This is a genomic window from Geodermatophilus pulveris (genome assembly GCF_900188375.1).
GTDB lineage: Bacteria > Actinomycetota > Actinomycetes > Mycobacteriales > Geodermatophilaceae > Geodermatophilus > Geodermatophilus pulveris.
In genome coordinates this window covers 254,841-277,656 of the sequence record NZ_FZOO01000001.1, presented here as the reverse complement: position 1 = coordinate 277,656, position 22,816 = coordinate 254,841, and the positions used below count along the sequence as shown (strand labels likewise).

Sequence of the window (22,816 nt, the reverse complement as noted above, 5' to 3'; positions counted from 1 at the left end):
GAGTCTAGGGAGAAGCGGCCGCCCCGGCGCCCGGGAGAGCCGCGGCCACGAGCCCGGCGGCCGGCGTCCCCGCCACGGGGGCCGGCCGCGGCAGCCAGCGGTCGGCGGGCACGCGGTCGCGCACGGCCGCGACGGTGCCCCGGCCGTACCGGTCGTCGTCCACCAGCGTGCTGCACAGGTCCCGGCCGACCACGAGGACCGCGCGGCCGTCCGGGGTGGGCAGGGCGGCGGCGACCCGGTCCCAGGGGACGGCGTGCACGTCGCCGTCCGGGTCGCGCCAGGCCAGCTCCCGCTCCCCCACGACGAGCGCGACGCGCTGCGCCGGGGAGAACAGCCGGGCCAGCAGCGGCGGCCGGGAGGTGCGGCCGGGCGGCAGCCGGTCCTGCACCGCGCAGACGTAGCGGCGCTCGACCGGGTGCCCGGGCCCGTCGTAGTGGTCGGTGTCCTCGGGCACCGCGAGCACGGCCGTCGGCACGGTGGCGCGCAGCGCGGCCGCGACCTGCCCCGGGCCGGTCGCCCGCCAGGCGGCGAGCACGTCCTGCACGGGGCGGAACGGCAGGCCGCCGACCGCGCAGTACGCGGCGTCGGCCAGCTCGGACTCGACCACCGCGCGCTCGTCGTCCAGCTCCTCGGCGAAGCCGCCGACCGCGTGCGCCAGCTCGGCGGCGGTGGGGCCGGCCTCGCCGAGCTCCGCGTAGGCCGCCCAGAGCAGCCTGGCCACCTCGCCCTCCTGGCCGGGGCGGGCGTCGACGACGACGGCGACCTCCCGGCGGTCGGCGGACAGGTCCAGGGCCAGGGAGTCCACGGAGTAGCTCAGGCCCCGGGCCAGGCGGGCGGTGTCGCGCAGCCGCTCCTTGAGCACCTCGACGCCGAGGGTGAGCGCCGGGTCGGCCGCGCCGCCGGCGGTGAGCAGCAGGCCGACGCCGGAGCGGCCGGCGCGGGTCCACACCGGCCCGGTCTGCGGCCGGGCGGCCGGGACGGGCCGCCCGGGACGCGGGCCGGGCGGGAGGGGCAGCCGCAGGCCGGGGGGCAACGGGCCGCTGACCCACAGCGCGGCGTTGCCGCGGACGAACCAGCGGCGGGCGTGCGCCCGCACGGTCTGCTCGGTGAGGTACTCGGGGCCGGGCCCGGCGGCCACGACCAGGCCGGGGCCGGCCAGCCCGAAGCGCGCGGCCCACAACCCGGCGGCCGTGGAGTCCGGCGTGCTGCAGCTCTCCGCCTGCAGGACGCCGACCTCGACGCCCATCCGCTCGGTGGGCAGGTCCGACAGCGCCCGGCAGACGCCCTCGAGGAACGCGCCGACCGCATCGGGCCGGCCCGTGGCGCTGAAGGTGGTGGTGTCGACGTCGGTGACCGCGCTGCAGCGCAGGTGGGTGCGGGGCAGCGCGGCCATGGCCAGGTGCTCGACGAGGTGCGTGACCTCGATCGTCGCGAACGTCTCGTCGCGCAGCCCGACGCCGAAGACGAGGGCGGCGGTGGTCCGCGCCGGGCCGTCGGCGGTGAAGACGGGGACGCCGTCGATGTCGATGCGCTGCACGCCGCCACAGTCGGCACCCCGCGCGCCGGCCTCCAGCGGACACGCCCGCGGCGGGACGGGTGGGGTCCGTGTGCCGCCGCGGTCCCCGTGCCGGGGTCCGCGCGCTGGCGATAGCGTCGCCCCCGTGAGCGCACCCCCCACGACCGACGCCGCGACCCTGGCCGGACGGGCGGCCGACGAGCTGACCCGCGCGCTCGGCGGCGGCCACGAGGTGGCCGTCGTCATGGGCTCGGGCTGGGCGCCGGCCGCCGACGCCTTCGGTGCCGTCGCGGACACCGTGGCCATCGGGGAGCTGCCCGGCTTCGCCGCCCCGACGGCGGTCGGCCACGGCGGGGAGGTGCGCTCGGTGCGGGTCGGCGAGCGCCGGGTGCTGCTCTTCCTCGGCCGCACCCACCTCTACGAGGGCCGCGGGGTGGAGCCGGTGGTGCACGGCGTCCGGACGGCGGCCGCCGCGGGCGTGCGCACCGTGGTGCTGACCAACGCCGCCGGCGGGCTGGCGCCCGACCACCGGGTCGGCCAGGCGGTCCTGATCAGCGACCACCTCAACCTCACGGCCCGCTCGCCGCTGGTCGGCGCCACCTTCGTCGACCTCACCGACCTGTACGCCGCCCGGCTGCGGTCGCTGGCCCGCGAGCTGGACCCGTCGCTGACCGAGGGTGTCTACGCGGCGCTGCCCGGGCCGCACTACGAGACGCCGGCGGAGATCCGGATGCTGCGCACCCTGGGCGCGGACCTGGTCGGCATGTCGACCGCGCTGGAGGCGATCGCCGCGCGGGCCGCCGGCCTGGAGGTGCTCGGGCTGTCGATGGTCACCAACGCCGCGGCCGGCATCACCGGGGAGGCGCTGGACCACCAGGAGGTGCTCGCGGCGGGCCGGGCCGCCGCCGGCCGGCTGGGCGAGTTCCTGGTCGGGTTCGTCGGGCGGTTGCCGTGAGCGGGCAGGGGCGTGAGCATCACAGCGGGGGACGAGCGAGGAGCGGAGCGCCCCGCGTGAGCGATCCGGTGTCATCGTGAGCGGTCCGGTGCTGCTCACCGGGGCTGCGGGGCGGATCGGCACGGTGCTGCGCGGCGGGCTGCCCGAGCGCGGCTGGGCGCTGCGCTCGCTGGACGTCGTCCCGCTGACCGACACCCGGCCCGGCGAGGAGCACCTCGTCGCCGACGTCACCGACCCGGCCGCGGTGCTGGACGCCGCGCAGGGCGCCGACGCCGTCGTCCACCTGGCCGGCGTCTCCGGGGAGTCGACGTGGGCGGCGGTCTCGCACGCCAACATCGAGGGCACCTGGTCCGTGCTGGAGGCGGCGCGGCGGGCCGGCGTCCCCCGGGTGGTGCTGGCGTCGAGCAACCACGCCACCGGATTCACCCCGCGCCCCGGCTCCGGGCTGCTGCGCGAGGCGGACGCCCCGCCGCGGCCGGACACCTTCTACGGGGTCACCAAGGTGGCGACCGAGGCGCTCGGCGCGCTGTACGCCGACCGGTACGGCATGGACGTGGTCTGCCTGCGCATCGGCACCGCCGCCCCCGAGCCGACGACGACGCGGCACCTGTCCACCTGGCTGTCCCCCGGCGACCAGGTGGGCCTGGTCGACGCGGCGCTGCGCGCGCCGGCCCCCGGCTTCGCGGTCGTGTGGGGCATCTCGGCCAACACCCGCGCCTGGTGGGACCTCACCGCCGCGCGGGCGCTGGGCTACGAGCCGCAGGACGACGCCGAGGTCTTCGCCGCGGCCCTGGTCGAGGTGGACGGCGAGCCGGACCCGGCCGACCCGGTGCACGCGCGGGTGGGCGGCGAGTTCACCACCCGGGACTTCGACGCCGAGCACCTCGGGCCGCCCCTGCCCCGCGGGGACATCGCGCCCGGGAGTGGGGCGGAGCCGTGACCCTGCTGGACCGGGCCCGGGAGTGGGCCGGCGCCGACCCGCACGACGGCGACCGCGCGGAGATCGAGGCGCTGGTCGCGGCCGGTGACACCGCGGAGCTGGCCCGCCGCTTCGCCGGGCCGCTCACCTTCGGCACCGCCGGGCTGCGCGGCCCGCTGCGGGCCGGGCCGGCCGGGATGAACGCCGCCGTGGTCACCCGCGCGGCCGCGGGCCTGGGCCGCTGGCTGGCCGGCGCCGGGCACGCGGGCGGCGGCGTGGTCGTCGGCTTCGACGCCCGCCGCCGGTCCGACGAGTTCGCCCGGGTCTCGGCCGCGGTGCTCGCGGCGCAGGGGTTCGCCGTCCGGGTGCTGCCCCGGCCGCTGCCGACGCCGGTGCTCGCCTTCGCCGTCCGGCACCTGGGCTGCGTGGCCGGGGTGATGGTCACCGCCAGCCACAACCCACCCGACGACAACGGCTACAAGGTCTACCTCGGCGACGGCGCGCAGCTCGTGCCGCCGGCCGACCGGGAGATCGAGGCGGCCATCGCCGCCGTCGGGCCGGCCCGCGCGGTGCCGACGTCGGAGGCCTGGACCAGCCTCGGGGACGACGTCGCCGCCGACTACGTCGCCGCGGTCGTCGGGGCGCTGGAGCCCGACCGGGTGCCCGGCCGCGACCGGCTCGTCGTCGCCTACACGGCGATGCACGGCGTGGGGGCGGAGACCACCCGCGCGGTGTTCGCCGCCGCGGGGCTCGCGCCGCCGGTGGGCGTGCCCGAGCAGGAGGAGCCCGACCCGGCGTTCCCGACCGTCGCCTTCCCCAACCCCGAGGAGCCGGGGGCGGTGGACCTGCTGACCGCGCTGGCCGCGCGGGCGGGCGCCGACGTGGCGATCGCCCAGGACCCCGACGCCGACCGCTGTTCGGTGGTCTGCGGCGGGCGCCGGCTGACCGGCGACGAGGTGGGCGGACTGCTCGCCGACTGGCTGCTGCGCCGGGGGGTGCGCGGCACCTACGCGGCGTCGCTGGTGAGCGGCTCGCTGCTGCACGCGCTGGCCGGCGCGCACGGCGTGCGGTTCGCCGAGACGCCGACCGGGTTCAAGTGGATCGTCCGCGCCGGCACGGATGCCGACCCGCTGGTCTTCGGCTACGAGGAGGCGCTGGGCTACGCCGTGGCGCCGCACGTGGTGAAGGACAAGGACGGCATCTCCGCCGCGCTCGCCGTCGCGCTGCTGGCCGCCGAGCTCGCGGCCTCCGGCCGCACGCTCACCGACCGCCTCGACGAGCTGGCCCTCGAGCACGGGCTGTTCGCGACCGGGCAGCTGTCGGTGCGGGTCGAGGACCTGTCCCGGATCGGCGCGATGACGGCGCGGCTGCGGTCCGCGCCGCCCACCCGGCTGCTGGGGCGCCCGGTGGTCGCCTCCGACCTGCTGGCGGAGACCCCCGCCGTGGACGCCGTCCGGTTGCTCGGCGACGGCGTCCGGGTGGTCGTGCGGCCCAGCGGCACCGAGCCCAAGCTCAAGGCCTACCTGGAGACCGTCGTCCCCGTGCACGAGGACGCCGGGATCATCGCCGCCCGGGGCCGCGGGGCCGACGAGCTCGACCGGCTCCGCGACGAGATGTCGGCGGCACTGGGGCTGTAGTGGACGTCCGCGCGCTGGTCTTCGACGTCTTCGGCACCGTGGTGGACTGGCGCGGCGGCGTGGCCCGGGAGGTCCGCCGGCTGCTCGGGCCCGCGGTGGACGCCGAAGCGCTGGCCGACGACTGGCGCGGGCGGTACGTGCCGTCGATGCAGCGGGTGCGCTCCGGTGACCTGCCGTGGACGCCGCTGGACGCCCTGCACCGTGCCTCGCTGGACGACGTGCTGGCCGACGCGGGGCGGGCGGACGTGGGCCCCGACGTCCGGGAGGAGCTGGTGCTCGCCTGGCACCGGCTGGACGCGTGGCCCGACGTGCTGCCGGGCCTGACCCGGCTGCGGCGGTCCTTCGTGCTGGCGCCGCTGTCCAACGGGAACGTCGCCCTGCAGGTGGACCTCGCCCGGCGGTCGGGGCTGCCCTGGGACTGCGTGCTGGGCGCGGAGGTCGTGCGGCACTACAAGCCCGACCCCGAGGTCTACGACTCCGCGGCGCAGCTGCTGGCCGTGCCGCCGTCGTCGGTGGTCATGGTGGCCGCGCACGTCGACGACCTCGCGGCGGCGCGGGCGCGGGGGCTGCGGACCGCCTACGTGCACCGGCCCGCGGAGTTCGGCGGGCGGGTGGTGCCGCCGTCCGCCGACCCGGACGCCGACTGGTCGGTGGACTCCGTCGAGGAGCTGGCCGACCGCCTCGGCGCCTGACCCGCCGCCGGGTCGCAGGACACGAGACGGTCACGCGGCGTGGCGGGCGTCACGCCCGGTGATAGCGTTCCGCCGCTCCTGGCCGGTACACGACTCAGAAGGACACCACTCAATGCCACGAGGCCCCCGGTACGACATCGCGCGCCCGCGCCGCTCCCGCTCGGTGATCGGCCTGGCCGCCGCCACGCTGACGCTCGCCGCGTGCGGCGGTGGCGGTGGTGGCGGGGAGGACGCCGCGGCGTCCTACCCGGACGGCGACATCACCTTCGTGGTGCCCTTCTCGGCGGGTGGGCCGACCGACACGGTCACCCGGCTGATCGCGGAGCCGATGAGCGCGGAGCTCGGCCAGCCGGTCGTCGTCCAGAACGTCGAGGGCGCCGGCGGCACCATCGCGGCCGGTCAGGTCGCCTCGGCCGAGCCGGACGGCTACACGGTGCTGATGCACCACATCGGCATGTCGACGGCCCCGTCGCTGTACAGCGACCTGCCCTACGCGCCGCTGGAGGACTTCAAGACGGTCGGGCTGGTCACCGAGGTCCCGATGACGATCGTCGCCCGCAACGACCTCGAGCCGACGACGCTCGAGGAGCTGGTGGCCTACGTCCAGGAGAACCAGGACACCGTCACGATCGCCAACGCCGGCATCGGCGCGGCCTCCCAGCTGTGCGGCCTGCTCTTCCAGCAGGCGACGGACACGACCCTCACCGAGGTGGCCTACGAGGGGACCGGCCCGGCCCTGACCGACCTGGTCGGCGGGCAGGTCGACATCATGTGCGACCAGACCACGAACACCACCGGGCAGATCCAGTCCGGTGAGATCAAGGGCTACGCGGTGACCACGCCGGAGCGGGTGGAGAGCCTGCCCGACCTGCCGACCACCGAGGAGGCGGGCCTGCCTGACCTGCAGGTCGGCGTGTGGCACGGCCTCTACGTGCCGACCGAGACCCCGGACGCGATCGTCGAGGAGCTCACCGCCGCGCTCCAGGTCGCGCTGACCGACCAGAACGTGATCGACCAGCTGGCCGAGCTGGGCGCCACCCCGGTCCCCGAGGAGGACGCCACGCCCGAGGCGCACACCGAGCAGCTGTCCAGCCAGATCGACCTCTGGCAGCCCATCATCGAAGAGGCCGGCGTCTCCGCGGACTGATGCCCGTGGCGGTGGGGCGGTGCGTCCTGGGGACGCACCGCCCCACCGCCGTCCCCGAGACCTGAGGACACGCATGAAACTGCAGGACGCACGCAAGGACCTCCTGGCGGGCGCGGTGTTCACCGGCTTCGGCCTGGCCTTCGCCGTCACCGCCTCGACCTACGACATCGGCACCGCGCTGCGCATGGGACCGGGGTTCTTCCCGCTGGTCCTCGGCGCGATCCTGGTCCTGCTGGGCATCTCGATCGCCGTCAAGGGCTTCGTCGCCGGCGAGGGCGGCGACCTGGGCACGGTGCCGTGGCGGTCCCTCGTCCTGCTCATCGCCGCCATCCTGTTCTTCGGCGCCACGGTCCGTGACCTGGGCCTGGTGCCCGCGCTGTTCGTGTCGGTGCTGCTGGCCGCCCTGGCCGGCCGCGGCGTCCGCGTCGTCCCGGCCGTGGTCATCGCTGCGAGCCTGACCGCGCTCAGCGTGCTGATCTTCGTGGTCGCGCTGCAGCTGCGGTTGTCGCTCGTCGGCCCCTGGCTCGGGGGCTGACCGGGCCGTGGGCATCCTCGACAGCCTCGCCCTCGGGTTCGAGACGGCGTTCACGCCGGTCAACCTGCTCTTCTGCCTCATCGGCGTCACCCTCGGCACCGCGGTCGGGGTGCTGCCCGGCATCGGGCCGACCGCCACCATGGCCCTGCTGCTGCCGATCACCTTCGGCTTCGACCCGGCCACCTCGCTGATCATGCTGGCCGGCATCTACTACGGCGCCCAGTACGGCGGGTCGACGACGGCCATCCTGATCAACCTGCCCGGTGAGTCGTCGGCTGCCGTGACGGCCATCGACGGCCACCAGATGGCCAAGCAGGGCCGCGCCGGCAAGGCCCTGGCCACCGCGGCGCTGGGCTCCTTCTTCGCCGGTAGCGTGGCCACGCTCCTCGTGGCGCTGCTGGCCACCCCGCTGTCCCGGCTCGCGCTGGACTTCGGGCCGGCCGAGCTCGCCTCGCTGATCCTGCTCGGCCTCATCGCCTCGATCACGCTGGCCAGCGGGTCGACGCTCAAGGCGCTGGCCATGATCGTGCTCGGCCTGCTGCTGGGCACCGTCGGGCAGGACATCGGCTCGGGCACGCCGCGGTTCACCTTCGGCCAGCGGGAGCTGTTCGACGGCCTGGACTTCGTCTCGCTCGCGGTCGGCCTGTTCGGCGTGGCCGAGATCCTCCGCAACCTCGAGGGCTCGATGGTGCGGTCGGTCGTGGTCAAGAAGGTCCAGGACCTCTGGCTCACCCGGGAGGACTTCCGCCGCATCCGGATGCCGGTGCTGCGCGGCACCGCCCTGGGCTCCGCGCTCGGCGTCCTCCCCGGCGCGGGGCACGTGCTCGCGTCGTTCATCTCCTACTCCACCGAGAAGCGCGCCGCCAAGGACCCGCAGGAGTTCGGCCGGGGCGCCATCCAGGGCGTCGCCGGCCCGGAGTCGGCGAACAACGCCGCCGCGCAGACCTCCTTCATCCCGCTGCTCACCCTCGGCCTGCCGGCGAACGCGGTCATGGCGCTGCTCATCGGGGCGCTGCTCATCCAGGGCATCGTCCCGGGCCCCAACGTGATCAACGAGGAGCCCGGGCTCTTCTGGGGCCTGATCGTCTCCTTCTGGATCGGCAACCTGTTCCTGGTGCTGCTCAACCTGCCGCTGATCGGGCTGTGGGTGAAGATGCTCGCCATCCCGTACCGCTGGCTGTTCCCGGCGATCATCGGGTTCGCGGCCATCGGCACGTTCTCGATCAACCTCAACGCCTTCGACGTCTACGCCATCGCCTTCTTCGCCGTCCTCGGCTACGGGCTCATCAAGCTGGGCTGCGAGCCGGCACCGCTGCTGCTGGGCTTCGTCCTGGGACCGCTGCTCGAGGAGTACGTCCGCCGCGCGCTGACCATCTCGCAGGGCGACGCCACGGTGTTCGTGACCCGGCCGCTGTCGCTGACCCTGCTGGTCCTGGCGGTGGTCGCCTTCGTCGTCGCCGTGCTGCCCACGGTGCGCCGCAAGCGCGAGGTCGTGTTCGTCGAGGAGGACGACGGCTCCCGCCCGCCCCAGCCGGCGCAGGCCGGGACCGGGGACGGCGCCGCGCGCCGCTGACCGGCCGGCGGTCGAGGGCGGGCCGGTCAGCCCCGGACGGCCGCCAGCACGGGGGCGAGCCCGGCCTTGAGCTCCAGCCCGATGCCCGGCGCGTCGGGCAGGCGCACGTGGCCGTCCTCGATCGGGTACCCGTCGGCGAAGCCGCCGAAGGGCGCGAAGATGCCCGGGTAGGACTCGCAGCCGTACAGGTGGAAGGCCGCGGCGATGGACAGGTTGAACTGGTGGCCGCCGTGCGGGACGCACCGGTTCGGGTCCCAGCCGGCGTCGAACAGCATGCCGACGGTGCGGCGGAACTCCGTCAGCCCGTAGCTGAGCGCCGGGTCCATCTGCAGCACGTCCCGGTCGGCGCGCAGGCCCCCGTAGCGGATCAGGTTGCGGGCCTCGGGGAAGGACAGCAGGTTCTCCCCCGTGGCCAGCGGGCCCTCGTACCGCTCGGCCAGCGCCCGCAGCTCCTCGAAGTCCAGGGGGTCACCGGCCTCCTCGTACCAGCGCAGCGGGTAGGCCGACAGCGCGTCGGCGTAGGCCAGGGCCTGCTCGAGGGAGAAGCGCCCGTTGGCGTCGACGGCGAGGTCGCAGCCCTCGGGCAGGACGGCGAGGACGGCCTCGATGCGCCGCACGTCCTGCTCCAGCGGCGCCCCGCCGATCTTCATCTTCACCGTGCGGTAGCCCAGGTCCAGGTAGGAGCGCATCTCGTCCTGCAGGGCCTCGATCCCGCGGTCCGGGTAGTAGTAGCCGCCGGCGGCGTACACCCAGACCCGCTCCAGGGGCTCGGCCGGCGTGCGGGGGTCCCGGGCGCGGTCGCTGAGCAGGCGGTACAGCGGGACGCCGGCCAGCTTGGCGGCGAGGTCCCAGGAGGCCATGTCCAAGATGCCCATCGCGACGGCGCGGTCGCCGTGCCCGCCGGGCTTCTCGTCGCGCATGGCCGCCCGCCAGATCAGCTCCGGGTCCAGGTCGCCGTGCTCGCCGACCAGGCTCTCCGGCGCCGCCTCCAGCACCCGGGGGACGATCCGCTCGCGGAGCAGGCCACCCTGGGCGTACCGGCCGTTGGAGTTGAAGCCGTACCCGACCACCGGCTGCCCGTCGCGCACCTCGTCGGTGACGATCGCCAGCACGCTGACGGTCATCTTCGAGAAGTTGATGAAGGCGTTGGACATGTCCGCCTCGATGGGGACGGTCTGCTCACGGACGTCGACGATGCGCACGCCCGTCACCGTAGACACCGCTGCCGGGGCGTCCTGCCCCCGCCGTCGGGCGGTCAGGACGCGGGCACCGACCGGTGCGGCGGCGGGCCGTGGCGGTTCGGCGTGTCCTGCCCGCGCAGGAACCAGGTCTGCACGACCAGCACCAGCACGCCGACGAGGGGCACGAGCAGCAGGAGCAGCCACCAGGCCGAGTGCCCGCGGTCGTGCAGGCGGGTCACCGTGGACGCGACTGTCGGCACCAGGGTGGCCAGCGAGGCGGCCATGCCGATCGGCCCGGCCGTGCTGGAGAAGACGAACCCCTCCCCCGTGGCCGGCGCGGTGCCGGCCAGGCCGAGGAGCACGTCGAGGGTGCCGGCGGCCACCTGGACGGCGAGGATCGGCAGGAAGTAGCGCAGCCAGAAGACCCGCCGCCGCATCCGGCCCCGGGGCAGGTACCAGCGTCCGGCGTCCACGTCGTCTCCCTGTCGTCCGGGGCCGGCTCAGCCGCCGACCGGCTCCCGGCAGCCGGAGCGCAGCGCGCGGACCGCGGTGTCCAGCACCGCCACGACGTCGCGGGCGAAGCCGACGTCGCACGGGTGCGTCCCGCCGGTCACCGCGGCGGCGGCCAGCTCGTCGACCGCGACGGCGAACGACTCGACCGGGCTCTCGGTGTCCGGCAGGAGCACCAGCCGGCCGGCGTCCCCGTGCACGGAGAACTCGATGCCCGTCGACAGCGGCGCCGCGGTGTGCGACAGGGTCACCGTGGAGGCCACCCCCGGGGTCGCGTGCTGCAGCACCAGGTGCACGGTGTCGCCCGCCCCGGCGCCGGCCTGCACCGACACCACCGGGCCCAGCGCGGGCACCAGCAGGGACAGGGCGTGCGGGCCGATGTCCCACAGCGCGCCGTGCTGGCGGCGCCAGGCCGAGTCGAAGGGGCTGCCGGCCAGCGCGCTCAGCCACGAGGCGGCGCCCCCGGCCAGCCGGGTGCGGGCGGCCTGGGTCAGCCAGGTCGACGTCCCGGCCTGGAAGCGGAAGGTGAAGAACACGACCGAGGCGACGCCGGTCGAGCGCACCGCGGCGACCACCCGGTCGGCCTCGCCGAGCGAGAGCCCGATCGGCTTCTCCAGCAGCAGGTGCCTCCCGGCGGCCGCGGCCTGCTCGGCCAGCTCCACCTGCACCGACGGGGGGACGGCGATCGCCACGGCGTCCACCCGGTCCAGCAGCCCGGCCAGGTCCGCGGAGCCGGGGACGTCGAACTCCGCGCCGACCTCCCGGGCCCGGCCCGGGTCGCGGCCCCAGACGCCGACCAGCTCGGCGGTCGGGTGGGCGGCCAGCGCGGCCGCGTGGACGGTCCGCGCCCAGTGGCCGGTGCCCAGCACGCCGAACCGCACGGTCAGACCGCCCCGAACTGCCGGTCGCCGGCGTCGCCGAGGCCCGGGACGATGTAGGCCTTGTCGTTGAGCCCCTCGTCGACCGAGGCGGTGAACACCCGCAGCGGCAGCCCGCTCCCTTCGAGCCGGCGGATGCCCTCCGGGGCGGCCAGCGCGCACAGCACGGTGATCGCGGTGGCGCCGCGCTGGGTGAGCAGCCCGCAGCAGTGCACCAGCGAGCCGCCGGTGGCCAGCATCGGGTCCAGGACGAACACCTGACGGTCGACCAGGGACGCCGGCAGCGAGGCCATGTAGGCCTCCGGCTGGAAGGTGTGCTCGTTGCGCGCCAGGCCGACGAAGCCCATCTGGGACTCCGGCAGCATCCCGTGCGCGGTGTCGGCCATGCCGAGCCCGGCGCGCAGCACCGGCACGATCAGCGGCGGCGCGGCCAGCCGGTAGCCGGTGGTCGCGGTGACCGGCGTGGTGATCGGCTCCTCGGTGATCGGCAGGTCGCGGGTCGCCTCGTAGACCAGCATCTGGGTCAGCTCGGCCAGCGCCGCGCGGAACGCCGCGTTGTCGGTCCGCTCGTCGCGCATGCGGGTCAGGCGGGCACGGGCCAGCGGGTGGTCGACCACGGTGAGCTGCACGCGCGCCACCGTAACGGGCGACGCGGCGCACGGCGCCGCGCCCGAGGTGGCGCAATCGGTGGCCTGGGCCGGTCCGGCGGTTCGCCTATCCAATCGCTGTTGATCATTCCCGAGTATCGCCGTGCTCGCTGGTGCTGAGTTCGCTGCTGTTGGCCAACAGGGCCCAAGCGAGCGCAGCCAGTCCGACGGCGGCCGCCTGCACCACAAACAAGAAGGCGAAATACTCATGCCCTTCGTTGAGTACGTCGTCCGCCTCACCCTGATTGGAACGCACCAGCGCGGAAAGGGCCAACACCTCGCCTAAGAAGAGGATGAGCACCATGACCGCCAGCCCCGCTCGTTGAGCACTGCTCCTCAGCGCTCGCCTGAAATGGCTAGATTCCAGTCCGACGCCGATCAACAGCAGCAAGATGATTTGACTGAGCTGCGCGAAGTACTCCGGATCGATCGAACCAGAACAGTCCTCCGCACAATCGGTCCGTACAGCCGCAATACCGATTTGACCTTCCCACAGGATAGCGGCCATATAGCTGACGAATGCTCCCACGAGTAGCGGGATGGTCGCAGAGAAGTCGGCCCAACCCTCGCCGCGACGGCGGATGGCTTCGCGCGGAGTCACCGCAAATGTGGCCAATACGAGCATTGCCATCGAGGCGACATAGGCGGTAGAGGTGGCGAGCTCAAGCCCTGCTGGAATGCGATAGAATGCGCCGCCAAAAATCGGGACGGCGACGAATGCCCGAATCGAGTCGAGAGCGACGGTTCCGCCAGCGGCAATCCGCCAGGCGACCCGATGGCGCCTGCTGACGCGGATGTTCTGTCGCCACACGAGCTTGACGAGAAGGTACGAGATGAAAAGCAGAACGCTATCGAGGAGGGGAAGTGCCACAGCAGGAAGCGGCATCTCGACAGTCAGCTCGGCAGCATACAACATGTCTTCGCTGAAAGTAATGGGAAGGAAATAGAACAGAAGAACAGCGAAGACAGCCTTGCTGGCTCTGGGAGGGGGTCGTTGCATGGCAGTAGCCACTGGCGCTGCTCCTTGCCACCGGGGTGCACGTCGATCCAACACCCGTGCACCTGACGAAGGACCTTTGTGCGAGGGATGTCCGCCCTCGCGTACCCGCGGGGGAGAATGCCCTCATGACCCACGTGCTCGACCCCGGCGCGCCGGCGGCGGCGGTCCCGCCGCGGCGGGAGCCCCCGGCGCCCTACCGCGACGTGACCCGCTCCGACGCCGCCTTCCGGGCCTTCCTGCACGGCCTGCCGGGGGTCGACCAGGTCGGCGCCGAGGCGCGCACCGCCGTCCTCGCCACCCGGTCGATCAAGACCACCGCCAAGGCGTGGGCGATCGACACCGCGATCTCGATGATCGACCTCACCACGCTGGAGGGCGCCGACACCCCGGGCAAGGTGCGCAGCCTGGCCGCCAAGGCCCGCCGTCCCGACCCCACCGACCCGACATGCCCGCCGGTGGCCGCGGTCTGCGTCTACGGCGACCTGGCCGGCGTGGCGAGGGAGGCGCTGTCCGGGACCGGCATCAACGTCGCCGCCGTCGCCACCGCGTTCCCCAGCGGCCGGGCCAGCCGGGCGGTCAAGCTCGCCGACGTCCGGGACGCCGTGGCGAACGGCGCCGACGAGATCGACATGGTCATCGACCGCGGCGCCTTCCTGGCCGGCCGCCACCGGGACGTGTACGACGAGATCGTCGCGGTCAGGGAAGCCTGCGGGGACGCCCACCTCAAGGTGATCCTGGAGACCGGCGAGCTGGTCACCCTCGACAACGTGCGCCGCGCCTCCTGGCTGGCGATGCTCGCCGGCGGGGACTTCATCAAGACCTCCACCGGCAAGATCTCCCCCGCGGCCACCCTGCCGGTGTGCCTGGTGATGATGGAGGCCGTCCGCGACTTCCGAGCCGCCACCGGCCGGCAGGTGGGCGTCAAGCCGGCCGGCGGCATCCGGACGACGAAGGACGCGATCCGGCACCTGGTGCTGGTCAACGAGGTCGCGGGCCCGGACTGGCTGACCCCCGACTGGTTCCGCATCGGCGCGTCCAGCCTGCTCAACGACCTGCTCCTGCAGCGGCAGAAGCTGCACACCGGCCACTACTCCGGCCCCGACCACGTATCGGTGGACTGATGACCAACCCGTTCCAGTACGCCCCCGCGCCCGAGTCGCGGTCCATCGTCGACGTCGCGCCGTCGCACGGCCTGTTCGTCGACGGGGAGTTCGTCGACGGCACCGGGACGCCGTTCAAGACGGTGAACCCGGCCACCGAGGAGGTGCTGTCCGAGATCGCCTGCGCCTCGGACGCCGACGTCGACCGCGCCGTGAAGGCCGCCCGCCGCGCGTTCACCCGCACGTGGGGCCCGATGCGCCCGGCCGACCGCGGCAAGTACCTGTTCCGCATCGCCCGGCTGCTGCAGGAGCGGGCGCGGGAGTTCGCCGTCCTGGAGTCGCTGGACAACGGCAAGCCGATCCGGGAGTCCCGCGACGTCGACGTGCCCCTGGCCGCGGCGCACTTCTTCTACCACGCGGGCTGGGCCGACAAGCTGGACTGGGCGGGCCTGGGCCCCGGCCCGCGCCCGCTGGGCGTGGCCGGCCAGGTGATCCCGTGGAACTTCCCGCTGCTCATGCTGGCGTGGAAGGTCGCCCCGGCGCTGGCCACCGGCAACACCGTCGTCCTCAAGCCCGCCGAGACCACGCCGCTGACCGCGCTGCTGTTCGCCGAGGTGTGCCGGCAGGCCGACCTGCCGCCGGGCGTGGTGAACATCGTGACCGGCGCCGGCGAGACCGGGCGGGCCGTCGTGGAGCACGCGGACGTCGACAAGGTGGCCTTCACCGGGTCGACCGAGGTGGGCCGCTCCATCGCCCGCGCCGTCGCCGGCACCCGCAAGCGGCTCACCCTCGAGCTCGGCGGGAAGGCGGCCAACATCGTCTTCGACGACGCCCCCGTCGACCAGGCCGTCGAGGGCATCGTGCAGGGCATCTTCTCCAACCAGGGGCACGTCTGCTGCGCGGGCAGCCGGCTGCTGGTGCAGGAGAACGTGCACGACGAGGTCATCGCCTCGCTGCAGCGGCGGATCGGCACGCTGCGCCTGGGCGACCCGCTGGACAAGAACACCGACATCGGCGCCATCAACTCCGCGGAGCAGCTGGCCCGGATCCGGGAGCTGGTAGACGTCGGCGAGGCCGAGGGCGCGCACCGCTGGCAGCCGGCCTGCGAGCTGCCCGACCGCGGCTTCTGGTTCCCGCCGACGGTGTTCACCGAGGTCTCCCCGGCGCACCGCATCGCCCGCGACGAGGTCTTCGGCCCGGTGCTGTCGGTGCTGACCTTCCGGACACCGGACGAGGCGGTGGCCAAGGCCAACAACACCACCTACGGCCTGTCGGCCGGCGTGTGGACCGAGAAGGGCTCGCGCATCCTCGCCGTCACCGACCGGCTGCGCGCCGGCGTGGTGTGGGCCAACACCTTCAACAAGTTCGACCCGACCTCGCCGTTCGGCGGGTACAAGCAGTCCGGCTACGGCCGCGAGGGCGGCCGGCAGGGGCTCGCCGCGTACCTGGAGGGTGCCCAGTGAGTGACCGCCTGGCGGTGCGCAAGACCTACAAGCTCTACCTGAACGGCGCCTTCCCGCGGTCGGAGTCCGGCCGCACCTACGAGGTCACCGACGCCCGCGGCGGCTTCCTCGCCAACGCCGCGCAGGCCTCCCGCAAGGACGCCCGGGACGCCGTCGTCGCCGCCCGCGCCGCGTTCGGGACGTGGTCCGGTGCCACCGCCTACAACCGCGGCCAGGTGCTCTACCGGGTGGCAGAGGTGATGGAGGGCCGGCACGCGCAGTTCTGCGAGGAGGTGGCCGCCGGGGAGGGGCTGTCCTCGTCCCGGGCGCGCGCCGCCGTCGACGCCGCCATCGACCGGTGGGTCTGGTACGCGGGGTGGACCGACAAGCTGGGCGCCGTCCTCGGCGGGGCCAACCCGGTCGCCGGCGCGTACTTCGACTTCTCGCTGCCCGAGCCCACCGGGGTGGTCGCCGTCCTCGCGCCGCAGCGCTCCTCGCTGCTCGGCCTGGTCAGCGTGCTGGCGCCGGTGCTGGCCGGCGGCAACACCGCCGTCGTCGTCACCTCGCGGGCCCGGCCGCTGCCGGCGGTGACCCTCGGCGAGGTGCTGGCCACCAGCGACCTCCCCGGCGGCGTGGTCAACCTGCTCACCGGCGACGCCGGCGAGCTGGGCCCGTGGCTGGCCGAGCACGACGACGTCGACGCCGTCGACCTCGCCGGCGCCCCCGCCGACCGGGCCATGGAGCTCGAGCGCCTCGCCGCGGGCAGCATCAAGCGGGTCGTGCGGCCGCCGGCCGAGGAGCCGGACTGGTCGGCCGACCCGGGCCTGGGCCGGCTCACCCCGTTCCTGGAGACGAAGACCGTGTGGCACCCGATGGGTCTGTGAGCGGCCCCCGCCCCCGGTCCGCCGGAGGTGGCGGGGACGGGCGTCCCGATCGGGCAGGATGGGGCGCGTGGCCCGGCCCAGCATCGTCCCCATCGCCCTGACCGTCGACGACCGCACCGGGTTCACCCTGTGGGCCCCGCCGTGGGAGGAGGACGGCGAGGAGTGGCAGGCCTTCCTCGGCACCTCCGATGACGACGGCACGGCGGGCAGCGCCCGTGTGCACCTGTTCCCGACGCCGGCGGCCCTGGCCGCCTTCTGCCGCACCCGCACCGACCACGACCTCGCCGACCACCCGGTGTGGCCGGTCGTGGTCGGCCTGGACGCCGCCGACCTGACCCCCGACGACGACCACCGCTACGACCTCGACGGCGTCTACGACATCGCCGCGGAGGACCCCGACCGGTGGGCGGTCGAGGAGCTGGCCGCCGACATCGACATCGTCACCCGGCTGGCCGAGTGCCTCGACAGCGGCGACGACACCGGCGAAGACACCGGTGACGACGACGAGTCCGACGACGAGCGGGCCGACGACGCCCGGGACGACGACGACATCGAGCTGGAGCGGCGCCCCGGCGGGGCCGCCGGCGACGGGGAGTTCGGCGCGCTCGCCGAGCTGGTCGCCCGGCCGGAGATCGGCTCCCTCGGCCTGGGCGTCGAGGCCTTCCTGGGCCGCTCCGGCGAGGACGCCTGGGCCGGCGTCGGCGCCGCGCTCGACGACCTCTGGGAGGACGTCATCGAGGAGCTCGGGGCGCACCTGGACTGGACCGGCGGCGGCACGGTCGGCCTCGCCGACTACCCGCCGGCCGGCGAGGCAGACGACGACTACGAGGACGAGGACGAGGACGCCGAGGACGCTGCCCCGGCAGCCCGCCCCGCCGCCGGCGCGACGGCGGCCGCGGCCGGCGTCAGCACCATCGCCCGCCCGGGCCGGCTCTCCGCCCCGGAGAGCGAGGTCGCCAAGGCCGCGGAGTTCTGGGAGGCCGTCGGGATCCTGCCGGTGGAGATCGTGGTGCCCGAGGGGGCCGGGGTGACGCTGCGCTGCTACGTCGAGGACCGGGCCCGGTTCCTCGGCCGGGACGGCGAGGTCTTCCTGTTCCCCTCCCCCGCCGAGCTCACCCGGTTCTGCCGCGGCGAGGAGGCGCACGACCTGACCGACATCGCCTCCTGGCCGGAGGTCGCCGACACCGACACCCCGCCGCTGCCGGCCGACCAGGACCGCTACGACCTCACCGAGCTCACCGAGGTGCTGGCCGAGGTCAGCGGCGGCGCGGCCGGGCTGGTCGACCACCAGGTGCTCGCCCAGCAGGTGGAGGGGGTGCGCGACGTCGCCGAGTACGCCGGGCTGATCCGCGTCGACGAGCTGCTGCGTTCCGACGCGCCGCTGGGCCGGGCCGTCGCGCGCAGCGAGCGGGTCCCGGACACGCCGCTGACCGCCGAGGACGCCGCCACGCTGCGCCCGGCCTGGAACGAGGTCGTCACCGCGGTGAGCGGGGCACTGGTCTTCCGCGACTAGCGCAGACGCGGCAGCGGCCGGCCCCGGGGAACCGGGACCGGCCGCTGCCGTGTGGCTGGGTGCTCAGTCGGCGGGACGCCGGCCCTGGCCGCGGTACGGGCTGGACCGGCGCTCACCCGAACCGGACCGCTCGCCGTAGGAGCGCTCGCCGCTCCCGCGGGAACGCTCGCCCTGGGCCCGCTCGCCGTACGCCGGACGGTCGCCGTCCCGGCGCGGGCGCTCGCCGTGCGGGCGGCGCGGCCGCTCGCCGTCCCGGCGCGGACGCCGGCCGCCGTGACCCCCGGAGGCATGACCACCGGCGGGGCGGCGGGACTCGCGCACCGGGCGCTGCACCGGCTCGACGTGCACGCCGCTGGCGACCAGCTCGGCGATCGGGGCGTCGCCCGGGCGGACCCGGGAGACCTCCGGCTCGACCTTGGCCTGGCGGAACCGGCGCTTGGCCTGGCCCACCTGGTCGGGCAGCAGCAGCGACACGACCACGCCACCGGCGCCGGCGCGGGCGGTGCGGCCCGAGCGGTGCAGGTAGGTCTTGTGGTCGGCCGGCGGGTCGTAGTGCAGCACCAGCGAGACGTCGTCGACGTGGATGCCGCGGGCGGCGACGTCAGTGGCGACCAGCACCGGGCTGCGGGCGTCGGTGAACTCCTCCAGCGCGCGGCGGCGGGCGCCCTGCGGCAGCCCGCCGTGGATCACCTCGGCCTTGATGCCCGCGGCCTGCAGGTTGCCGGCCAGCCGGTCGGCGCCGAGCTGGGTGCGCACGAAGACCAGCGTGCGGCCCGGGCGGGCGGCCAGCTGCTCGGTCACCGGCACCTTGTCGCGGAAGGCGATGCTGTAGGCCAGGTGCTCGGCCGGCGGCGCGTCGTCGCCGGCGCGCTTGACCTCGTGCCGGGCCGGGTCCTTGAGGTAGCGGCGGACCAGCGTGTCGACCTCGCCGTCCAGCGTGGCCGAGAACAGCAGCCGCTGGGCGTCGGGGCGGGTCTGGTCGAGCAGCTCCTGCACGACCGGCAGGAAGCCCAGGTCGGACATGAAGTCGGCCTCGTCGACGACGGTCACGGAGACCTCGTCGAGGGTGACCTCGCCCTGGCCGATGAGGTCCTGCAGCCGGCCGGGGGTGGCGATGACGGCGTCCACGCCGCGGCGCAGCTGCTGGATCTGCCGGTACATCGAGGCACCGCCGTAGACGGTGGTCAGCTGGACGCCGATCGACTGGCCCAGCGGGGCGAGGTTGTCGAAGACCTGCTGGGCGAGCTCGCGGGTCGGCACGAGCACCAGCGCGCGCGGGGCGCGCGGGCCCCGGCGGGCGGTCTCGCCCAGGCGGGCGAGCAGCGGCAGGCCGAAGGCCAGCGTCTTGCCCGAGCCGGTGGCGGCCTTGCCCAGCACGTCGCGCCCGGCGAGGGCGTCGGGCAGGGCGGAGGCCTGGATGGCGAAGGGGTGCCGGATGCCGCGCCGCTCCAGCGCGGTCACCAGCTGCTGGGGCAGGCCCAGCTGCGCGAAGGTGGGGCCGGTCGGGGCGGGGGCCTCGACGACGGGGACCTCGGGGGTGGTGTCGGGGGCGGTCGGGACGTCGACGGTGTCGAACGTGGTCATGCGGGTGTGGGACTCCGATGCTGCTCGGGCGCGTCCCGTGGTGAGTGCGCGGACACCGGCTACCGGCGTCCCCACTGGCGACCGCTCGCGTCAGCTGTGACGACCGGATCTGCACGGATGCGCTCATGCCCGGACGGACCGTCCGGGAGGATGACCGGCGTGTGCCGGTCCACCCACCGTAGCAGCGGGACCGGCCCCGGCATTCCGGCCGTGATCAGGCTCGCAGCGCCGCGTACCCCGGCCGGAGGACGTCGGTGAGCAGCCGGGACCGCTCCCCCGCGTCCACGAACGCGGCGGCCAGCGCCCGCTCGGTGACCGTCGCGACGTCGTCCCAGCCCCAGCCGGCGGTGGCCGCCACGTCGGCCAGCTCGCTGGTGGCCGACACCCCGCTCATCAGCCGGTTGTCGGTGTTGACGGTGACCGCGAAGCCCAGCCGGTGCAGCAGGCCCACCGGGTGCGCGGCCAGCGACGGGTAGGCGCCGGTCTGCACGTTGGACGACGGGGCGACCTCCAGCGGCACCTGCTCGTCGAGCACCCGCCGCGCCACCGGGCCCAGGGTGTCGCCCTCGCCCACCTCGTCGGCGATCCGCACCCCGTGGCCGAGCCGTTCCGCGCGGGCGCCGTCCAGGGCGGCGACGATGCTCTCGACGCCGGCGGCCTCGCCGGCGTGCACGGTGCGGTGCGCCCCGGCGCGGTCCAGCAGCGCGATGGCCGACGGGTGGCGGTCCGGCGGGAAGCCGATCTCCGGGCCGGCCAGGTCGAAGCCGACCACCCCGGCGTCGCGGTGGCGGACCACCAGCCCGGCCACCTCGTCCCAGCGGTCCTCCTGACGCATGGCGCACAGCAGCGTGCCGACGGTGATCGGCGTGCCCTGCGCGGCGGCCTCGGCGCTGCCCTTGGCGAACCCGTCGAGGATCGCCTCCACGGCCTCCTCGATCGGGGTGCCGCCCGCGGTCAGCAGCTCCGGTGCCATGCGGACCTCGGCGTAGACGACGCCGTCGGCGGCGAGGTCGAGGGCGCACTCGGCGGCGACCCGGGCGACCGCCCCGGGCCGCTGCATCACCGCGACGGTGTGCCGGAAGGTCTCCAGGTAGCGCACCAACGAGCCGGAGTCGGCGGCCTGCCGGAACCAGCGGCCCAGGGCCTCGGCGTCGCCGGCGGGGAGGTCCCGGTAGCCGGCCTCGTCGGCGAGCTCGAGCACGGTCTGCGGCCGCAGCCCGCCGTCGAGGTGGTCGTGCAGCAGCACCTTGGGGGCGCGGCGGATCGCATCGGCGTCGAGCGGAGCGGGCACCGGCAGACGCTATCTCGTCCCCCGGTCCTGCCAGCGGAAGGTCAGGACGCACAGGACCAGGCCGGCGACGCACCACAGGCCGAGCACCACCGCCACGGTGCCCAGCTCCCACGACCCGGCCGGCTCGCGGGCGGCCAGCGCGTCGGGCAGGAACACCGACCGCAGGCCCTGGGCCAGCCACTTGACGGGGAAGACGGCGGCGACGTCCTGCAGCCAGCCGGGCACCTGGTCGAACGGCATGAAGACGCCGGAGACGAACTCCAGCACCAGCGCGATCGGGGTGACCGTCGCCGACGCCGACCGGCCGTTGCGGGCCAGCGTGGAGACCACGATGCCCAGCAGCGTGCACGCCGCCGCGCCGAGCACCGACACCCAGGCGAAGGTCAGCCAGTCGGTGCCGGAGGGCAGGTCGATGCCGTACACCAGCACGCCGACCAGCAGCAGCAGCGCGATCGTGGCGACGGCCACGGCCAGCACCTGGACGACCTTGCCGGCGAAGTAGGCGCTGGCCGGCATCGGCGTGCCCCGCAGGCTCTTCAGCGTCCCGTCCGAGCGCTCCGCGGCGATGTGGATGGCCATGTTCTGCAGGCTGGCGCCCACGATGCCGGCGGTGATGACCCCGGCCATGAAGTACTGCGGGAAGTCGACGCCGGCACCGAGGTCGTAGTCGAGGACGGCGCCCAGCCCGAGCAGCAGGATGACCGGGAACACCAGGGTGAAGACGACGGACTCGCGCTGGCGGAAGAACTCCTTGAGCTCGACGCCGGCGCGGCTCAGGTAGACCCGGCCGAGCGGCGGCAGCGCGGTGCGCTCCGGTGCGGTGGTCACGCGTGCTCCCCGATCATCTTCAGGTAGACGTCCTCCAGGGTCGGCCGGGCGACGGTCAGCCCGGGCACCTCGCCGGGGAAGCGGGCCGCCAGCTGCTGCACGAACGCGGTCGGCGTGGCGGTCTCCGCGGTGCGCCGCACGCCGTCCTCGGTCCAGCTGACGACGGCCGGCGCGGTGCCCCGCCCGCCGAGCGCCGTGGGGACGGCGACCTCGGCGAGCCGGCCGCGGGCGAGGACGCCGACCCGGTCGGCCAGCGCCTCGGCCTCGTCGAGGTAGTGCGTGGTGAGCAGCATGGTGGTGCCCAGGTCGCGCAGCGAGCGCAGCAGCGCCCAGAACTGCCGCCGCGCCTCGGGGTCGAACCCGGTGGTCGGCTCGTCCAGGAAGAGCAGCCGCGGCCGGCCGACGATGCCCAGCGCGACGTCCAGCCGGCGGCGCTGGCCACCGGAGAGGGTGCGCCCGCGGGCCCCGGCCCGCTCGGTGAGCCCGACCAGCTCCAGCACCTCGTCGGGGTCCAGCGGCCCGGCGTAGCAGGCCGCCCGGGCCTGCAGCAGCTCCCGCACCGACAGCTGGCTGTCCCCGCCGCCGGACTGCAGCACGATGCCCAGCTGGGCCTTCCAGCGCCGTCCGCCCCGGGCCGGGTCGACGCCCAGGACGCGCACCTCGCCGGCGTCCCGCGTGCGGTGGCCCTCCAGCACCTCGACCGTCGTGGTCTTGCCGGCGCCGTTGGGCCCCAGCAGGGCGAAGATCTCGCCGCGGCGGATGTCCAGGTCCAGCCCGTCGACCGCCACCCGGTCGCCGTAGCGCTTGACCATGCCGCGCACCGAGACGGCGGCATCCGGGTCCAGCGGGTCACCCGGCCGCGGCCGGCCGTCGGCCAGGGCCGTTGGGCGCGTACTCGTCACGGGTGCCGAGTCTCCCACCCGGCCGGCCGGCTCCCCCGCGCCGATCACGGACGACGGGGAGCGACCCTCCGCCAGCCGGCGG

21 protein-coding genes are annotated in these 22,816 nt (G+C 75.0%); 11 read left to right on the top strand and 10 right to left on the bottom strand.

Annotated features, from left to right (window positions below; genetic code table 11):
• Positions 1 to 4: 4 nt before the first annotated feature.
• The gene (locus tag CHB98_RS01460) at positions 5 to 1,537 is read right to left on the bottom strand and encodes a peptidase M16 family protein (protein WP_089303824.1); all 1,533 of its coding nucleotides are present in this window, start codon (positions 1,535 to 1,537) and stop codon (positions 5 to 7) included.
• Between the two features lie 124 nt (positions 1,538 to 1,661).
• On the opposite strand from CHB98_RS01460, the gene CHB98_RS01455 reads away from it, so the two are divergent.
• The 7 genes from CHB98_RS01455 to CHB98_RS01425 all read left to right on the top strand — a co-directional run bounded on the left by CHB98_RS01455 (position 1,662) and on the right by CHB98_RS01425 (position 8,974).
• On the top strand, positions 1,662 to 2,471 hold the full coding sequence (locus CHB98_RS01455; RefSeq protein ID WP_089303823.1) for a purine-nucleoside phosphorylase: 810 nt from the start codon (positions 1,662 to 1,664) through the stop codon (positions 2,469 to 2,471).
• Positions 2,472 to 2,547: 76 nt separating this feature from the next.
• Positions 2,548 to 3,411 (top strand): NAD-dependent epimerase/dehydratase family protein, encoded by an 864-nt coding sequence (locus tag CHB98_RS01450; protein WP_089303822.1) that lies wholly within the window; start codon positions 2,548 to 2,550, stop codon positions 3,409 to 3,411.
• Positions 3,408 to 5,027: a phospho-sugar mutase gene (locus CHB98_RS01445; protein ID WP_089303821.1), complete on the top strand. Its 1,620-nt coding sequence runs from the start codon at positions 3,408 to 3,410 to the stop codon at positions 5,025 to 5,027. Before CHB98_RS01450 ends, CHB98_RS01445 begins: the two co-directional genes overlap by 4 nt.
• The gene (locus CHB98_RS01440; protein WP_089303820.1) at positions 5,027 to 5,719 is read left to right on the top strand and encodes a haloacid dehalogenase type II; all 693 of its coding nucleotides are present in this window, start codon (positions 5,027 to 5,029) and stop codon (positions 5,717 to 5,719) included. The genes CHB98_RS01445 and CHB98_RS01440 overlap by 1 nt, the downstream gene beginning before the upstream one ends.
• A gap of 112 nt (positions 5,720 to 5,831) precedes the next feature.
• Positions 5,832 to 6,866: a tripartite tricarboxylate transporter substrate-binding protein gene (locus CHB98_RS01435; RefSeq protein WP_089303819.1), complete on the top strand. Its 1,035-nt coding sequence runs from the start codon at positions 5,832 to 5,834 to the stop codon at positions 6,864 to 6,866.
• A 73-nt stretch (positions 6,867 to 6,939) separates the two neighbouring features.
• The gene (locus CHB98_RS01430) at positions 6,940 to 7,401 is read left to right on the top strand and encodes a tripartite tricarboxylate transporter TctB family protein (protein WP_089303818.1); all 462 of its coding nucleotides are present in this window, start codon (positions 6,940 to 6,942) and stop codon (positions 7,399 to 7,401) included.
• A gap of 7 nt (positions 7,402 to 7,408) precedes the next feature.
• Entirely contained in the window at positions 7,409 to 8,974 is a 1,566-nt protein-coding gene (locus CHB98_RS01425) for a tripartite tricarboxylate transporter permease (RefSeq protein WP_089303817.1), read from the top strand.
• Between the two features lie 26 nt (positions 8,975 to 9,000).
• Here the strand turns inward: CHB98_RS01425 and CHB98_RS01420 are convergent, their stop codons facing one another.
• The 5 genes from CHB98_RS01420 to CHB98_RS21915 form a co-directional block, all read right to left on the bottom strand.
• On the bottom strand, positions 9,001 to 10,176 hold the full coding sequence (locus tag CHB98_RS01420; protein ID WP_089303816.1) for a mandelate racemase/muconate lactonizing enzyme family protein: 1,176 nt from the start codon (positions 10,174 to 10,176) through the stop codon (positions 9,001 to 9,003).
• A 53-nt stretch (positions 10,177 to 10,229) separates the two neighbouring features.
• On the bottom strand, positions 10,230 to 10,628 hold the full coding sequence (locus tag CHB98_RS01415; RefSeq protein WP_089303815.1) for a DUF805 domain-containing protein: 399 nt from the start codon (positions 10,626 to 10,628) through the stop codon (positions 10,230 to 10,232).
• 27 nt (positions 10,629 to 10,655) lie between these two features.
• The gene (locus tag CHB98_RS01410) at positions 10,656 to 11,546 is read right to left on the bottom strand and encodes a Gfo/Idh/MocA family protein (protein WP_089303814.1); all 891 of its coding nucleotides are present in this window, start codon (positions 11,544 to 11,546) and stop codon (positions 10,656 to 10,658) included.
• A gap of 2 nt (positions 11,547 to 11,548) precedes the next feature.
• Complete coding sequence (gene upp, locus CHB98_RS01405) at positions 11,549 to 12,172, bottom strand: uracil phosphoribosyltransferase (protein ID WP_089303813.1); 624 nt, start codon at positions 12,170 to 12,172, stop codon at positions 11,549 to 11,551.
• 103 nt (positions 12,173 to 12,275) lie between these two features.
• On the bottom strand, positions 12,276 to 13,202 hold the full coding sequence (locus CHB98_RS21915) for a hypothetical protein (protein ID WP_218822206.1): 927 nt from the start codon (positions 13,200 to 13,202) through the stop codon (positions 12,276 to 12,278).
• Positions 13,203 to 13,315: 113 nt separating this feature from the next.
• Between CHB98_RS21915 and deoC the strand changes: the two genes are divergently transcribed.
• The 4 genes from deoC (at position 13,316) to CHB98_RS01380 (ending at position 18,129) form a co-directional block, all read left to right on the top strand.
• Positions 13,316 to 14,311, top strand: a complete 996-nt coding sequence (deoC, locus tag CHB98_RS01395; protein WP_179224070.1) for a deoxyribose-phosphate aldolase — start codon at positions 13,316 to 13,318, stop codon at positions 14,309 to 14,311.
• A complete protein-coding gene (locus tag CHB98_RS01390; protein WP_089303812.1) occupies positions 14,311 to 15,753 on the top strand; it encodes an aldehyde dehydrogenase family protein in 1,443 nt (480 codons plus the stop codon). Before deoC ends, CHB98_RS01390 begins: the two co-directional genes overlap by 1 nt.
• Positions 15,750 to 16,616 (top strand): aldehyde dehydrogenase family protein, encoded by an 867-nt coding sequence (locus CHB98_RS01385; protein WP_089303811.1) that lies wholly within the window; start codon positions 15,750 to 15,752, stop codon positions 16,614 to 16,616. The genes CHB98_RS01390 and CHB98_RS01385 overlap by 4 nt, the downstream gene beginning before the upstream one ends.
• A gap of 67 nt (positions 16,617 to 16,683) precedes the next feature.
• Positions 16,684 to 18,129: a hypothetical protein gene (locus CHB98_RS01380; protein ID WP_089303810.1), complete on the top strand. Its 1,446-nt coding sequence runs from the start codon at positions 16,684 to 16,686 to the stop codon at positions 18,127 to 18,129.
• A gap of 63 nt (positions 18,130 to 18,192) precedes the next feature.
• Here the strand turns inward: CHB98_RS01380 and CHB98_RS01375 are convergent, their stop codons facing one another.
• From CHB98_RS01375 to CHB98_RS01360, 4 genes are all read right to left on the bottom strand, one after another.
• Positions 18,193 to 19,713, bottom strand: coding sequence for a DEAD/DEAH box helicase (locus CHB98_RS01375; protein ID WP_089303809.1), 1,521 nt, complete (start codon positions 19,711 to 19,713; stop codon positions 18,193 to 18,195).
• 214 nt (positions 19,714 to 19,927) lie between these two features.
• Entirely contained in the window at positions 19,928 to 21,004 is a 1,077-nt protein-coding gene (locus CHB98_RS01370) for an adenosine deaminase (protein ID WP_089303808.1), read from the bottom strand.
• A 9-nt stretch (positions 21,005 to 21,013) separates the two neighbouring features.
• The gene (locus CHB98_RS01365; protein ID WP_089303807.1) at positions 21,014 to 21,832 is read right to left on the bottom strand and encodes an ABC transporter permease; all 819 of its coding nucleotides are present in this window, start codon (positions 21,830 to 21,832) and stop codon (positions 21,014 to 21,016) included.
• Complete coding sequence (locus tag CHB98_RS01360; protein WP_425432505.1) at positions 21,829 to 22,734, bottom strand: ABC transporter ATP-binding protein; 906 nt, start codon at positions 22,732 to 22,734, stop codon at positions 21,829 to 21,831. Before CHB98_RS01360 ends, CHB98_RS01365 begins: the two co-directional genes overlap by 4 nt.
• Between the last annotated feature and the right edge of the window lie 82 nt (positions 22,735 to 22,816).